Source organism: Pseudoclavibacter sp. 13-3 (assembly GCF_021168475.1).
Taxonomy (GTDB): Bacteria; Actinomycetota; Actinomycetes; order Actinomycetales; family Microbacteriaceae; genus Pseudoclavibacter_A.
Window position 1 is genome coordinate 531,874 of the sequence record NZ_JAJOZT010000002.1, and the last position, 14,531, is coordinate 546,404.

The 14,531-nt window shown below is 67.0% G+C and carries 12 protein-coding genes; 10 read left to right on the forward strand and 2 right to left on the reverse strand.

Going from position 1 to position 14,531, the window contains the following annotated elements:
* The 8 genes from LRX77_RS05920 (at position 1) to LRX77_RS05955 (ending at position 8,592) form a co-directional block, all read left to right on the forward strand.
* Positions 1–1,080, forward strand: coding sequence for an ABC transporter permease (locus LRX77_RS05920; protein WP_231831970.1), 1,080 nt, complete (start codon positions 1–3; stop codon positions 1,078–1,080).
* Positions 1,077–2,084: an ATP-binding cassette domain-containing protein gene (locus tag LRX77_RS05925; protein ID WP_231831971.1), complete on the forward strand. Its 1,008-nt coding sequence runs from the start codon at positions 1,077–1,079 to the stop codon at positions 2,082–2,084. The genes LRX77_RS05920 and LRX77_RS05925 overlap by 4 nt, the downstream gene beginning before the upstream one ends.
* Positions 2,077–3,165: a Gfo/Idh/MocA family protein gene (locus LRX77_RS05930; protein WP_231831972.1), complete on the forward strand. Its 1,089-nt coding sequence runs from the start codon at positions 2,077–2,079 to the stop codon at positions 3,163–3,165. Before LRX77_RS05925 ends, LRX77_RS05930 begins: the two co-directional genes overlap by 8 nt.
* A complete protein-coding gene (locus tag LRX77_RS05935) occupies positions 3,162–3,944 on the forward strand; it encodes an SDR family oxidoreductase (RefSeq protein ID WP_231831973.1) in 783 nt (260 codons plus the stop codon). The genes LRX77_RS05930 and LRX77_RS05935 overlap by 4 nt, the downstream gene beginning before the upstream one ends.
* Positions 3,941–4,945: a Gfo/Idh/MocA family oxidoreductase gene (locus LRX77_RS05940; RefSeq protein WP_231831974.1), complete on the forward strand. Its 1,005-nt coding sequence runs from the start codon at positions 3,941–3,943 to the stop codon at positions 4,943–4,945. The genes LRX77_RS05935 and LRX77_RS05940 overlap by 4 nt, the downstream gene beginning before the upstream one ends.
* Positions 4,946–5,005: 60 nt before the next feature.
* Positions 5,006–5,887 carry a sugar phosphate isomerase/epimerase family protein gene (locus LRX77_RS05945; protein WP_231831975.1) on the forward strand — a complete coding sequence of 294 codons (882 nt, stop codon included), beginning with the start codon at positions 5,006–5,008 and terminating at the stop codon, positions 5,885–5,887.
* Positions 5,884–6,957 carry a Gfo/Idh/MocA family protein gene (locus LRX77_RS05950; RefSeq protein ID WP_231831976.1) on the forward strand — a complete coding sequence of 358 codons (1,074 nt, stop codon included), beginning with the start codon at positions 5,884–5,886 and terminating at the stop codon, positions 6,955–6,957. The genes LRX77_RS05945 and LRX77_RS05950 overlap by 4 nt, the downstream gene beginning before the upstream one ends.
* A gap of 114 nt (positions 6,958–7,071) precedes the next feature.
* The gene (locus tag LRX77_RS05955; protein ID WP_231831977.1) at positions 7,072–8,592 is read left to right on the forward strand and encodes a CoA-acylating methylmalonate-semialdehyde dehydrogenase; all 1,521 of its coding nucleotides are present in this window, start codon (positions 7,072–7,074) and stop codon (positions 8,590–8,592) included.
* A 336-nt stretch (positions 8,593–8,928) separates the two neighbouring features.
* On the opposite strand, the gene LRX77_RS05960 is transcribed toward LRX77_RS05955, so the two are convergent.
* Together LRX77_RS05960 and LRX77_RS05965 are read right to left on the reverse strand one after the other, a co-directional pair.
* Positions 8,929–10,446 carry a dihydrolipoamide acetyltransferase family protein gene (locus LRX77_RS05960; protein ID WP_231831978.1) on the reverse strand — a complete coding sequence of 506 codons (1,518 nt, stop codon included), beginning with the start codon at positions 10,444–10,446 and terminating at the stop codon, positions 8,929–8,931.
* Positions 10,443–12,704, reverse strand: a complete 2,262-nt coding sequence (locus LRX77_RS05965) for an alpha-ketoacid dehydrogenase subunit alpha/beta (RefSeq protein ID WP_231831979.1) — start codon at positions 12,702–12,704, stop codon at positions 10,443–10,445. Before LRX77_RS05965 ends, LRX77_RS05960 begins: the two co-directional genes overlap by 4 nt.
* Before the next feature lie 384 nt (positions 12,705–13,088).
* On the opposite strand from LRX77_RS05965, the gene LRX77_RS05970 reads away from it, so the two are divergent.
* Together LRX77_RS05970 and LRX77_RS05975 are read left to right on the forward strand one after the other, a co-directional pair.
* Positions 13,089–13,742 carry a GntR family transcriptional regulator gene (locus LRX77_RS05970; protein ID WP_231831980.1) on the forward strand — a complete coding sequence of 218 codons (654 nt, stop codon included), beginning with the start codon at positions 13,089–13,091 and terminating at the stop codon, positions 13,740–13,742.
* A 265-nt stretch (positions 13,743–14,007) separates the two neighbouring features.
* Positions 14,008–14,526, forward strand: a complete 519-nt coding sequence (locus tag LRX77_RS05975) for a VOC family protein (RefSeq protein ID WP_231831981.1) — start codon at positions 14,008–14,010, stop codon at positions 14,524–14,526.
* Positions 14,527–14,531: the final 5 nt, after the last annotated feature.

Here is a 14,531-nt window from a genome sequence, read left to right on the forward strand (position 1 = left end):
ATGACCACGACAACGACTTCGGCGAGGTCTCCTCAGACCACGCCGAAACCGAAAGCAGACGAGCGTCTGGCCAAGGCGAATGTCTTCGTGCGCATCTTCTCGAAGCCGGAGTTCGGCGCAGGTGCCGCAGCAGTCGTACTGTTCATTCTGTTCGCCTCAGTGGCACCGACGTTCACTCAGGCGTCATCCATCGCGACGGTGCTCTACGGCGCATCGACCGTCGGCATCATGGCCGTCGGTGTGTCGTTGCTGATGATCGGCGGAGAGGTCGATCTGTCGGCGGGCGTCGGTGTGATCAGCAGCGCGCTGAGCGCATCGCTGTTCACCTACTGGTTCGGCACGAACGTCTGGCTCGGTGTCGTCGTCGGTCTGATCTTCTCTCTGGGCATCGGCGCACTCAACGGCTGGCTGCTGACCAAGACGAAGCTCGCGAGCTTCATCATCACGTTGGCGACGTTCTTCATGCTGACCGGTCTGAACCTGGGCGTGACCCGACTCATCACAGGCGGCGTGGCGACGCCGAGCGTGCAGGGTCTGCCCGGGTTCGCCTCGGCCGAGGCGGTCTTCGCCTCAGACATCCCGGTGTTCGGAGTGAACGTGAAGATCACCGTCTTCTACTGGATTCTGCTCGTGCTCGTCGCGACCTGGCTGCTGAAGCGCACCAAGAGCGGCAACTGGATCTTCTCGAGCGGCGGCGCGCCCGAGTCGTCACGAGCAGTCGGCGTGCCGGTCGTGCGCACGAAGATCGGCCTCTACATGGGTGTCGGCTTCTGCGCCTGGCTGCTGGGCATGCACCAGCTCTTCGCATTCAAGACCGTGCAGTCGGGCGAGGGCATCGGCAACGAGTTTCTCTACATCATCGCGGCCGTCGTCGGCGGCTGCCTGATGACCGGTGGTGCCGGCAGCGCGATCGGCGGTGCCATCGGCGCCCTGATCTACGGCATGGCGCTCAAGGGCGTCGTCTATGCCGAATGGAACCCTGACTGGCTGAAGTTCTTCCTCGGCGCCATGCTGCTCGGCGCCACCGTGCTGAATCTCATGCTGCAGCGTCGGGCTGCGAAAGGCGGAGGAAAGAAATGAACACGACAGCAACCACGACAGCCCCGGCGGCGGCGACCACGGCATCCGTCCAGGGTGCGCACGCCCAGCCGGGCGGGAACACACCGCTCGTCAAGCTCGAAGGCGTCGGCAAGCGCTATGGCAACATCCTCGCCCTGCAGGGCATCGACCTCGAAGTCGGCGCCGGTGAGGTCACCTGTGTGCTGGGAGACAACGGTGCGGGCAAGTCGACGCTGATCAAGATCATCGCCGGCCTGCACCGTCACGACGACGGCGTCTTCTCGGTCGAGGGCGAGCCTGTGCATCTGGCGTCACCACGTCAGGCGCTCGACCTCGGCATCGCCACGGTCTACCAAGATCTGGCCGTCGCCCCGCTCATGCCGGTGTGGCGCAACTTCTTCCTGGGGTCTGAGGTGACGAAGGGGTGGGGGCCGTTCCGGCGTCTCGACGTCGACTACATGAAGCGCACGACGAAGCAGGAACTGCTCGACATGGGCATCGACCTGCGCGACGTCGACCAGCCGATCGGCACGCTCTCAGGCGGCGAGCGGCAGTGCGTCGCGATCGCCAGGGCCGTGCACTTCGGTGCGAAGGTGCTGATTCTCGACGAACCGACTGCCGCTCTGGGCGTCAAACAGTCAGGCGTGGTGCTTCGCTACATCATCCAGGCGCGCGAGCGCGGACTCGGCGTGATCTTCATCACGCACAATCCGCACCACGCCTACCCGGTCGGCGATCGATTCCTGCTGCTCAAACGCGGTCGCAGCATCGGCTACTACCGCAAGAACGAGGTCACCCTCGACGAGCTGACCAGCATGATGGCCGGCGGTGCCGAGCTCGAAGAGCTGGTGCACGAGCTGGCGCAGACCGACACCGACACCGGTGTGCTGCGCACGATTCGCGACGACATCGACGAAGACTCGACGGTCGACGTGCCGCACCTCACGGTGACGCGCCCGACGACGGTCATCGACGAGACGCAGGCGGCCGAGGCCAGGCGCGTCGAGCGAGGTCGCCATGAGTGAGGCCCGGCCCATCGAGCCGGGACGGCCGCTCGGCCTGGCCGTGCTCGGGGCCGGCCGCATCGGTCAGGTGCATGCCGCGACTGCGGCGGCACTGCCCGACATCGAGCTGCGGTGTGTGCAGGATGCTGTGCCCGCCGCCGCCGAGCGGGTCGCCGCAGAGAACGGCACCCGCGCCGCGAGCACCCTTGACGAGGTGCTGGCCGACGACGGCGTCGATGCGGTCGTGGTCGGCACGCCGACGCCCACGCACCTCGAGTTCGTCGAGCGCGTGGTGGCGACCGGTCGCCGCGTGCTCTGCGAGAAGCCGTTGCATCTCGATCTGGCGTCGGTGGATGCCGCCGCGCGCCGCCTGGGCCCCGATGCGGCTCGTGTGATGGTCGGGTTCAATCGGCGCTTCGACCCCGATTTCGTCGAGCTGCGGCGCCGCATGGGCGGTGCCGCAGTCGGCGAGATCGGCCCGATCGAACAGGTCGTGATCACCAGCCGCGACCCGGCCCCGCCGCCGCAGGCGTATCTGCAGGTGTCGGGAGGCATCTTTCGCGACATGACGATTCACGACTTCGACATGGCCAGAAACCTGGTCGGCGAGATCGTCTCGGTCAGCGCCTCGGGCGGTGCGCTGTTCGACCCCGGGGCCCGTGCGGCCGGCGACCTCGACAGTGCGATGACCACGCTGACGGCAGCCAGCGGCGTCCAGGTGCTGATCGTCAACTCGCGGCGCAGCGCATCAGGGTACGACCAGCGCATCGAGGTCTTCGGATCAGACGGCACACTGCGGGTTGAGAATCATCGCGTCTCGCGGGTGAGGCTCGACACCGCGTCGGCCACCGACCAAGGCGCGGTGTGGGAGGAGTTCTTTCTGACCAGGTACCAGGCAGCCTACCGGGCCGAGCTGCAGAGCTTCGCCGCGGCCGTGCGAGAGGGGGTGCCCTTCTCGCCCGACTTCGACGACGGCCGGCAGGCGCTTGCGCTCGCAGTGGCCGCGCAGCGCAGCTGCGAAGAGGGGCGCGTGGTGCCGCTCAGAGAGGTCGACGCGGTCTCTGCCCAGAACGGCGCACTCATCAGAGAGGCACACGTATGAAGAATCTGCTGCAAGACCGAATCGTGCTCGTCACCGGTGGCACTCAGGGCATCGGCGGAGAGACCGCCATCGCCGCAGCCCGTGAGGGCGCTCGCGGAGTGGCCATCGTCGGCCGTCACGAGGCCAAGGCGCAACCGGTGCTCGACGCGATCGAGCGGCATGGCGCCGAGGCGCTGATGATCGTGGCCGATCTGCTGCAGCCCGGTGAAGCAGAGCGTGCCGTCGCCGAGACCGTCGAGCGCTGGGGGCGCATCGACAGCCTGGTGAATGCCGCCGGTCTCACCACTCGCGGCACGATCACCGACACCAGCCACGACCTGCTGCAGCAGCATCTGCAGCTCAACCTCGCGTCGCCGTTCTTCGCGATGGCCCGCACCATCGACGACCTGCGTCGCCGCGGAGAGCCGGGTACGATCGTGAACGTGATCTCGATCTCGAGTCATGCCGGGCAACCCTATCTCGCGCCGTACGTGGCTTCGAAGGGCGGTCTCGCAGCAGCGACGAAGAACGCTGCGTTCGCGCATCGCTTCGACCGCATCCGCATCAACGGGCTGAACATCGGCTGGGCGCAGACACCCGGAGAAGACGCCATTCAGCGCGCCTTCCACGGCGGTGAAGACGGCTGGCAGAAGAATGCCGCCGCCGCGCAGCCGATGGGGCGTCTCGGCCAGCCCGACGAGATCGCAGACGCGATCGTGTTTCTGCTGAGCGAGCGCAGCGGGGTCGTGACCGGTTCGGTCATCGACTGGGATCAAAACGTCATTGGAGGTTATGAATGAGCAATCAGCAGCTGCGCATCGGCGTGATCGGCACGGGAGTCATGGGTGCCGACCATGTGAAGACGATCACCGAATCGGTGTCGGGAGCCCGCATCGCCGCGGTCGCCGACATCGACGTCGACCGCGCCCGTGCGGTGGCCGAGCCCATCGAAGCCGTTGCGAGCGGCGACGCGCTCGACCTGATCGCCGGCGAGACGCTTGACGGCGTGATCATCGCATCCGCCGACCGCACCCACGCCGAGCTCACGCTCGCAGCCGTCGACGCCGGTCTGCCGGTGCTCTGTGAGAAGCCGTTGGCTCCCACGGTCGCCGAATGCGAGACCATCGTCGCCGCAGAGCAGGCCAGCGGCAGGTCGCTCGTGCAGGTGGGGTTCATGCGACGGTTCGACCCGTCGTACACCGATCTGCGCCGACGCATCGCAGACGGCGAGATCGGTGGGGCACTGCTGGCGCACGCCGTGCATCGCAACGTCTCGATGCCCGCCGGATGGGATGCCACCGCGACCATCGTGAACTCGCTGGTGCACGAGCTCGATGTGATGCCCTGGCTGCTCGACTCGCCCGTGGCCGAGGTGCTCTGGCTCGCGGCGCGCGAGTCGACTCGTGTGCACTACGCCGATCCGCAGGTGACCCTGCTGCGGCTGCGCAACGGTGCGCTCGTGACCGTCGAAGTGACGGCCAACGCCGTCTACGGCTATGAGGTGCGCTGCGAAGCGGTCGGCGAGCTCGGCACGCTCGAGCTCACGACCCCGGTCACCGCAGTGCAGCGCCGAGGCGGGGGAGTGCGACATGATCTCGCCGCCGACTGGCGACCGCGCTTCGCCGAGGCCTACCGCATCGAGCTGCAGCACTGGGTGAACGCGATTCGCGACACCCCAGATCACCCCATCGCAGGCCCCGGCAGTCACGACGGCCTCGTGGCCGCTCGCCTCACCGAAGCGGTGCTGCGATCGCGCGAGACCGGCGGCTGGCAGGCGGTCGCCGAGGAGCATCCGCAGTAGGCCGCCGGCACGGCATCAGCAGACGTCACCAGAACATCCCCCGAAAACAGGAGGCTACGAATGACCACCACCATCACCGACCGCATCGCTGCGGCACCGATCTCTTGGGGCGTGTGCGAGGTGCCCGATTGGGGGTACCAGCTCGACCCCGACCAGGTACTCGGCGACATGCGTCGTCTGGGCGTCGCCGCGACCGAGTTCGGCCCCGAGGGCTTTCTGCCGCAGGCCCCTGCCGAACGGGCGCAGGTGCTGCGCGACTACGGGCTCAAGGCCGTCGGCGGGTTCTTCCCGCTGGTGCTGCACAAGACCGACCACGACCCGCTGCCAGAGATCGAGGCAGAGCTCGACGCATACGTCGCCGCCGGTGCCACCACCGTGATCTACAGCGCGGTGAGCGGCGAAGACGGCTACGACGAGCGCGTGCAGCTCGACGACGGCCAGTGGGACGTCTTCTTCGCGAACCTCGACCGCGCCCGTGCGGCCGCCGAGTCGCGCGGCATCACGGCGACGTTGCATCCGCACGTCGGCACGCTCATCGAGAGCAGCGACGACGTCGAGCGTGTCCTCGGGCGTTCGACCATCGGCCTCACCCTCGACACCGGGCACCTGTTCATCGGCGGCACCGACCCGCTGCAGCTGGCGCGCGAGCACGGCGACCGCATTCGCCACACGCACCTCAAAGACGTCGACAACGCGATGGCGCAGCGTGTGCGCGATGGCGAGCTGACCTACTACCAGGCGGTCGTGCAGGGCATGTACCGGCCGCTCGGGCAGGGCGACGCGCGCATCGGCGACATCGTGCAGACACTCGAAGACCAAGGGTATCAGGGCTGGTACACGATGGAGCAGGACACCGTGCTGCCCGATGTCGCAGCCGTGCACGCAGCGGTCGCCGACGTCGCCGAGAGCATCGAGTTTCTGCGCAGCCTGGATCGATCATGACCACGAAGCCCCTGCACATCGGGTCGATCGGTGCAGCTCGCATCACGGTGACCGCCGTGAGCGACCCGGCGCACGAGACGGGGGACGCATTGGTCGCCGTCGCCGCCCGTGACCCGGAGCGTGCGCGGGCCTATGCTGCGCAGCACGGCTGGCAGTCTGCGGCTGCGACCTACGATGAGCTGCTCGCACGGCCTGACGTCGACCTCGTCTACATCGGCCTGCCGAACGGGCTGCATGCCCGATGGGCGGTACGTGCGCTGCGGGCCGGCAAGAGCGTGCTGCTCGAGAAGCCCTTCGCCGCGAACCTCGAAGAGTTCGATCAGGTGGCCGAGGTGCTCAGAGACTCGCCGGGGTGGCTCTGGGAGGCCTGGCACTACCGGTTTCACCCGCTGTTCGCCGAACTGCTGGCCCAGGTCTCTGCCGGTCGTCTCGGTCGGGTGACGGGCGTCGACGTGCACATGCATATGCCCGAGCCGGCCGAAGACGACCCCCGGTGGAGCTTCGACCTCGCCGGCGGCGCGCTCATGGACGTCGGATGCTACGCGCTGCACGCCTCGCAGCGTGTGGCCGAGGCGCTCGGGCGCGGCCTCGACAGTGACGGAATCGCGCATGGACAGGTTCGACGGGCGAGTGCCGATGTCTGGAGACTCGACGCCAGAGTCGATCAGCGAGTGACGGCAGAGCTCTCGTTCGGCGATCTGCCCGTGCACATCGAGGCCAGCATGGCCGACGACGTGCTCGATGCAGGGGGCGGCGAGCACGGAGACGGATTCGACTTCGGCATCACCGTGCACGGCGAGCTCGGCACCGCGCGCGTGCCCCGATACCTGATGCCAGAGGTCGACGACCGGCTGATCATCACCGACGAGAGCGGTGAGCAGATCGTGCACGCGGGCACGAGGCATACCTACACCTACCAGCTCGACGCGGTGCGCTCAGAGCTCGTCGCAGCACGACGTGACGACGACGAACTCGCCCGCTCGCGCGAGGTGATGCGCCTGATCGACGAGACGTACCGCAGCGCCGGTCTGCCGCGCCGCGTGGGCAGTCTCGACGGAGCATCCGCATGACCAGCGCGGCCACCGCATGACGACCGAATGACCATCACACTCTCGTGACGCGACCTCACACGGTTCGTCCTCGCGAGCCGAACCCCGACGATTGAATGAGAAAGGCATCCACCGATGAATGCACAGACCGAGACCCACACCGACCTGCCCACCGTGCCGCACTGGTACGACGGCCGCGCGGTCGAGCAGCCGGGCGCGCGCACGTCTCCCGTCTACGACCCCGCGCTGGGAGTCGCCACGAAGCAGGTGCCGCTCGCCACGCAGACCGAGATCGACGCTGCGGTGGCTTCGGCCGCCCGCGCCTTTCCGGCATGGAGCCAGATGTCGCTCGCACGTCGTCAGGCCGTGCTCTTTCGCTTTCGAGAGCTGCTGGACGCGCGCAAGGGCGAGCTCGCCGAGATCATCACGAGCGAGCACGGCAAGGTGATCGACGACGCCCTCGGCGAGATCAGCCGCGGGCAGGAGGTCGTGGAGTTCGCCACCGGCCTCGCGCATCACCTGAAGGGCGAGTTCTCTGACCAGGTGTCGACCGGCATCGACGTGTACTCGATTCGCGAGCCGCTCGGCGTGGTGGGCATCATCAGCCCGTTCAACTTTCCCGCGATGGTGCCGTCGTGGTTCTTTCCGATCGCGATCGCGGCCGGCAACACGGTCGTGGTGAAGCCGAGCGAGAAAGACCCCTCGGCGTCGATCTGGATGGCCGAGCTGTGGAAGGAGGCCGGCCTGCCCGACGGCGTGTTCAACGTGCTGCACGGCGACAAGGTGTCGGTCGACGGGCTGCTCACGCACCCTGATGTGCAGGCGATCTCGTTCGTGGGGTCGACCCCGATCGCGAAGTACGTCTATGAGACCGGCACGGCGCACGGCAAGCGCGTGCAGGCGCTGGGCGGGGCCAAGAACCACATGCTGGTGCTGCCCGACGCCGACCTCGACCTGGTCGCGGATGCCGCCATCAACGCCGGGTTCGGCTCGGCCGGCGAGCGGTGCATGGCGATCTCGGTGCTGGTGGCCGTCGATCCGGTCGGCGACGACGTGGTGAGTCGCATCAAAGAGCGCATCGCGAGGCTGCGCATCGGCGACGGCCGACGCGGCTGCGACATGGGGCCACTGGTGACCAGGGCGCACCGCGACAAGGTGGCTTCGTACATCGACATCGCAGCAGGCGACGGCGCAGTCGTCGAGGTCGATGGTCGAGATGTGAATCCCGACGGCGATGCGAACGGGTTCTGGCTCGGGCCGACCCTGCTCGACAAGGTGCCGACCTCTTCGCGCGCCTACACCGAAGAGATCTTCGGCCCGGTGCTCGCGATCGTGCGCGTGGCGTCGTTCGACGAGGGCATCGAGCTGATCAACTCGGGTGCCTTCGGCAACGGCACGGCGGTGTTCACCAATGACGGCGGTGCGGCTCGGCGTTTTCAGCGCGAGGTGCACGTCGGCATGATCGGCATCAACGTGCCGATTCCGGTGCCGGTGGCGACGTTCTCGTTCGGCGGCTGGAAGCAGTCGCTCTTCGGCGACACCAAGGCGCATGGCGCCGAGGGCGTGCGCTTCTACACGCAGACCAAGGCCGTGACGTCGCGGTGGCTCGACCCGAGCCATGGCGGGATCAACCTGGGGTTCCCGCAGAACGACTGAGTGTGTGGGGCGGGGGGAGCGGAAGCACGACAGCATGGCGGTCCGGGGGGGGGCAGCAGGGTGGCAGCGCGGCGGCACGGCGGCACGGTGCGTTTACGGTTCTGCCTGGTTTGCACAGTTCGGCCGCTGAGGCCGACTGTCTGAAGTGCGGGGTGCAGTTCCGCTCAGATGTGCACGGTTCTGCCCACGTACATGGTTCCGCTCAGATGTACATGGTTCTGCTCAGATCGAGGTGATCTCGGCGGAACCGTGCACATTTGGGCAAAACCATGCACAGCAGGGTCGACCGACGGCACCGAGCCGGAGGGGAATCAGCAGCTCGGTGCCATCGACCTTTCAGCCCAGAATCGATAGGGGGGATTCGATCCGCCGCTGGAAGGCGGCGCTCAGCTGGGCTGCAACCGCGCCGTCGATGGCGCGGTGGTCTATTGAGAACGTGCACTCGATGACGGTGCCGATCTCGATCTGATCGTCGACGATCAGGGGCTTGCGGTAGGCGGCGCCGACCGCGATGATCGCCGACTGCGGGGGGTTCAGAATCGCACTGAACCGCTTGGTGCCGTACATACCGAGGTTCGACACCGCCAGCGTGCCGCCGACCAGGTCAGCCGGTGCGGTTCGGCCGGCTTGCGCTTGCTCGGCGAAGTCGCGCACCTGCTGGTGCACGGCCCCGACGCTCAGCTGGTCGACGCCGCGAACGACCGGGGTCACCAGACCGCCGTCGACCGCGACCGCGACCGCGACATCCACCTGATCGAACGTGAGCAGCCGGTCGCCGTCCCACAGCACGTGTGCCTCGGGAACGTCGCGCAGGGCAAGCGCCGCCGCCTTGACGATCAAGTCGTTGACCGACACGCGTCGCGCCCGGTCGTCACCTGCGATCGTCTCATTGAGTTCGGCGCGCAGCGCGAGCAGACGGTCGACCCGGCATTCCACATCGATGTAGAAGTGGGGCACCTGCGTCTTGCTCTCAGTGAGGCGGCGTGCGATGGCGCGGCGCATCCCGGTGAGCGGAATGGCCGTGGCGCCGTCTGCCACCTCGTCGACTGACGGGGATGTGCGCTGCACCGGGTGTGTGACTACCGGTGGTGCAGGCACGGCTTGGGGATGCCGGATCGCGCCGGCAGCATCACTCGCGGGCGTCTCGGCGGCGTTCGATCCCGTGCCCGATGCCTGGACCGGTGACGTGGCATCTGCGCTGAACGCGTTGGCGGGTGATGGCTCGACGTCTGAGCTCGACGTGGGGGCCGAGCCCGAAGAACTCGTCGCATGCGCCCGGTCGATGTCGCGACGAACGATGCGCCCACCGGGGCCCGTCGGTTCGACGAGGCTCAAGTCGATGCCGCGCTCGCGGGCGAGTCTGCGGGCAAGGGGGCTCGCGAAGCGGCGCTCGTCTGAGCCTGACCCGTGCCGCAAATCCCTCGGTTCCGTCACAATTCCCTCGGAGACCGCCCAGTTCTGCGGAGATTTGGTCGAAAGTGCGCAATCTTCGTGGCTGCCACCGGCCTGCGGCGCTGGTGCCTGCGCTGCTGGTGCCTGCGGTGCTCCTCTGCCTGCATCTGCATCTGCATCTGCATCTGTGCCAGCACCCGCGACCTCGTCGACGGCCTCACCATCAAGCGCGAGCAGCAGCATGGGCGTGCCCACGGTCACCGTCTCACCAGGCTCGACCAGCAGCCGAGCGACTGTGCCGGCCTCCTCGGCCTCGTACTCGACGACGGCCTTCTCCGTCTCGATCTCGGCGAGCGGCTGCCCGACCTCGATGGTTTCGCCGACCTGCGTGAACCATTCGTTGATCGATGCCTCGGCGGCTCCTGCGAGCACCTCGGGCATGTTGATGGTCTTCGGCATCATCGACCTCCGAACTGCGCGCGCACCTGCTCGAGGCCGACGACGACCTCTTCGGGCCCGGCGATCGCCGCGCGCTCCAACACCTTCGAGATGCTCGGGCTCGCCTCGCTGCCGGTGACGCGCTGCACCGGCTGATCGAGCCAGTCGAACAGACGGCGCTGAATCTCGTCGGCCAGCCAGCCGCCGTACGAGGTGCCCTGAGCACCCTGCTCGACGATCAGCACGGCGCCGGTCTTCTTCACGCTGGCCTCGATGGTCGACCAGTCGATGCTCGCACGGTCGAGCCAGCGCAGGTCGATGACCTCGCCGTCGACGCCGGTCTCGTCAACCGCGTCGAGGCAGTGCTGCACCATCGACAGGTACGACAGCACCGTGACCTCGCCGCCCTCGCGGCGCACGGCGGCCTTGCCGAAGGGCAGCTGGTAGTCCCAGTCGTCGACGAACACCTCGCCCCTTTGCGCGTACAGATCGACGTGCTCGATCACCACGACCGGGTCGTCGATCGCCAGGGCGGCGTTCATCAGCCCCACGTAGTCGGCGGGTGTCGATGCGGCGACCACGCGCCAGCCGGGCGCGGTGGCGAAGATGCCTGCGGGATCCATCAGATGCTGCGACCCGTAGCCCGACCCCATCGCGATCTTGGTGCGCAGCACGAGCGGAACCGCGCTGCGCCCGCCGAACATATGTCGTGCCTTGCCGATCTGGTTGAACACCTGATCAGCCGCGACCCACAGGAAATCGGGGTACATGAACTCGACGACCGGTCGAAAGCGCCCGTCGAGAGCGACGCCGCCGGCGAGACCGGCGAACGCGTTCTCAGAGATCGGCGTGCCGAGCACACGGCCCTCGAAGCGCTTGGTGAGCCCCTTGGTGGCGCCGTTGGTGCCGCCGTTGAGCCGGTGCACGTCTTCGCCGAGCACGATGATGCGCTCGTCGGTCTCCATGCGCCGCTCCATGACCTTGGCCACCGCGTCGACGAACTTCACCGTCTTGGTCGCAGGCTGCGTCGCTTCGGCCCGGCTGGCGGTTTCGGCGTCAGCATCTGCCGGTGTGCGGATGCCCGGGCCGGCAACGCCGAGCACCACCGGATCGAGAGTGCGTGCGTCGGCGATCTCGCTGAGGTCTCCGCGCACGCCCACGTCGACGAAGCCTGGTTCGGGCCAGAGCTCAGGGCGAATCCGCAGTGCGCCGGTCTGCGACTCGGGGTCGGCCTCAGTGAGGGCTGAGACGGCCGCACGCATTGCGTCCTGCGCCTGCGCACGCACCTGGTCGACCTGCTCACGGCTGAAGACGCCGCGCTTGATCGCCTCGACAGCGACCTTCTCGAGCGGGTCGCGCTCGCGCCACTCGGCCTCTTCTGCCTTGGTGCGGTAGCCGAACGCGCTGCCGGGGTAGGGGCCGTTCTGGTGGAAGAACCGGTAGACGAGCGCCTCGATGACGACCGGCCCCTTGCCTGCACGCATGTGGTCGAGCGCGGCTTCGGTGGCGAGGTGCACGGCGAGTGGATCCATGCCGTCGACACGCCATGAGGGAATGCCGAAGCCGGGGCCGCGTCCGCTGAGCCGCGCCTCGCCGGTGGCCTCGTCGACGTTGGTCGACACCGCGTAGCCGTTGTTCTCGATGAAGAAGGCGAGGGGGATGTCCCAGGCGGCCGTGAGGTTCATCGACTCGAGAACTGAGCCGATGTTCGTGGCTCCGTCGCCGAAGTACGTGAAGGTCACGTCGTCGGTGCCCGCGTGGCGCTGTGCCCAGGCGTTGCCCGCCCCGAGCGGCACTCCGCCGCCGACGATGGCGTTGGTGCCGAGCGCGCCGGCCTCGTGCCACTGCAGGTGCATCGAGCCGCCGCGGCCCTTGCAGTAGCCCTGGGCCAGGCCGAGGATCTCGGCGAGTGTGCGCTGCAGCACGTCTTGCGTCGCACCGTCGACGACTGCCCCGAGGTCGTACGCGCCGCGATGCACGTGGCGCAGCGCTTTGGCGAGGAACTGGTGATGGCCGCGGTGCGACCCGTTGATGCCGTCTGAGGTGCGCAGACCGATGATCGAGCCGACGGCGCCGCCTTCCTGACCGATGCTCGAGTGCGCGGGGCCGTGCACGAGGCCCTGACCGGCCAGGTCGAGCACGCTCTCTTCGAACGCGCGAATCAGATGCATCTGTGCGAGCATGTCGCGCAGCAGCTGCGGGTCGGCTTCGTCCCAGTCTTTCGCGGTCGCGCGCAGCTCGACCCACGGAACGGCGGGTCTGAGGTTGACAGTCTTGGGCATCGTCACTTTCTCCTTTGACAGTGCATGCGTGGTGTGTGCGAGGCGCACCGGCTGTGAACAGGTGATCAGCCGTCTGTCGCTCGTCGACTGCGGATTACTTTATGCCGGTGATTGGATCCAATGCAAGTGCCGTGAGGGATTCATATTCGATCAGGCGAGAGAATGGCCCCTCAATGTATCCAATGATGGCTGGGTGATTGCGGGTACGACAGGCGCGTCTTGGTACACTCGTTGTGGTTTGTGTGTGAAATCGACGATCTGTCGGCATGAGGGCACGAAGCCGCAGAATCCTGAGGTGACGAGTCGGCAGCCGCCCGGTCATGCGTCAGGTGCGAGGTCGGTACATCGACTCGTCGCAGGGCCGAGGGTCGGGAGGAACCGGGTATGGGGGAGACGAAAGAGACTTCGACAGGGCGCGTCGTCGAGCAGCTGCGGGCGTTGATTCTCGACGGTGAACTGCTGCCCGGCGAACGCCTGCGGCAAGAAGAGCTCGCCGATCGGCTGGGGGCGAGCCGTGTGCCGATTCGCGAAGCGCTGCGCGTGCTGGCGGGGCAGGGCCTGGTGCGCTTGGTCGCGAACACCGGTGCGTGGGTCTCTTCGCTGACGCATGACGAATGCGTTGATCTCTACCGTGTGCGAGAACGGCTTGAGCCGCTGCTGCTCGAGCAGAGCCTGCCCGGGCTTGGTCGTGACGAGCTGCAAGAGATCGATGCCGCTCGCCGAGCGGTCGACGAATGTCGCGACGTGCGCGAGTTCATCGCGTTGGATCGACACTTTCATTCGCTGACCTATCAGGCGGCCCCCGACGGATACATCAAACACGAGGTCGGTCAGCTCTGGGACGTGACGCAGTACTATCGCCGTCGGTTCACTGAGATGCAGGATGACCGAGGTCGGGCGCTGATCGCGAGCGAACATGGGCTGCTCGTCGACGCCCTCATGCGGGGCGACTCGGTGGCCGCCGCGGCTGTCCTGGAGATGCACATACGTCGCACGAGGCTTGCGCTTCAGCACGCCGTGCACCTGTTCGACGGTTGAGTGTGCGGGCAAGAGCGACGCTGCCGAGTGACCTTTCTGAGGTGAGCGGGCATGAGACCGGCGCGTTGGGCTCCTCGGCCCGCACAGGTCTGCGAGACGATGCGCGATAGGCTTGCTCGAGATCTGAGATGTATCCAAAAATGCCAGGATGCGGACATATCAATACGATTCACGACTTAAGTTGCAATCGTTGGATCCAATCTCTTAGTGTGTGACCACTCGCACCATGGTGCGTTCACAACATGTTCGATTCAATGAGGAACACATGGCATCTCTCCCAGACACCACATCGCTCACGCTTCCAGAGGTTCTGCGCGGGCACCCCGTCGACCAAGTGGCCTTTCTGGTCCCTGACCTGGCCCAGGCCATCGAGGCATGGAGACAGCTCGGCTACGACGAGTGGAAGATCTACACATATTCTCCCGACACAGTGCCGGAGCTGACCTACCATGGTCAGCCGGGCACCTATTCGATGCGCCTCGCATTGAGTGGCAGCTCGCCGCAGATCGAGCTGATTCAGCCGATGGACGGCCCCAGCATCTACCATGACTGGGTCGAGAGCCGCGGATACGGCCTGCACCACGTAGGCTTCTTCGTCGACTCAGCCGCCGAGGTCGTCGACGCCTTCGCCGAACTGGGCACCGCCCCAGCGCAGACCGGCAGCGGCTACGGCGCCGACGGCGACGGAGCGTTCGCGTACTTCGATGCGGTCGATTCGACATTTGCCGTTGTGCTCGAAGCCATCGAGGCGCCAGCGCAGCGGCGCCCCAGCGAGACGATCTGAGGCCC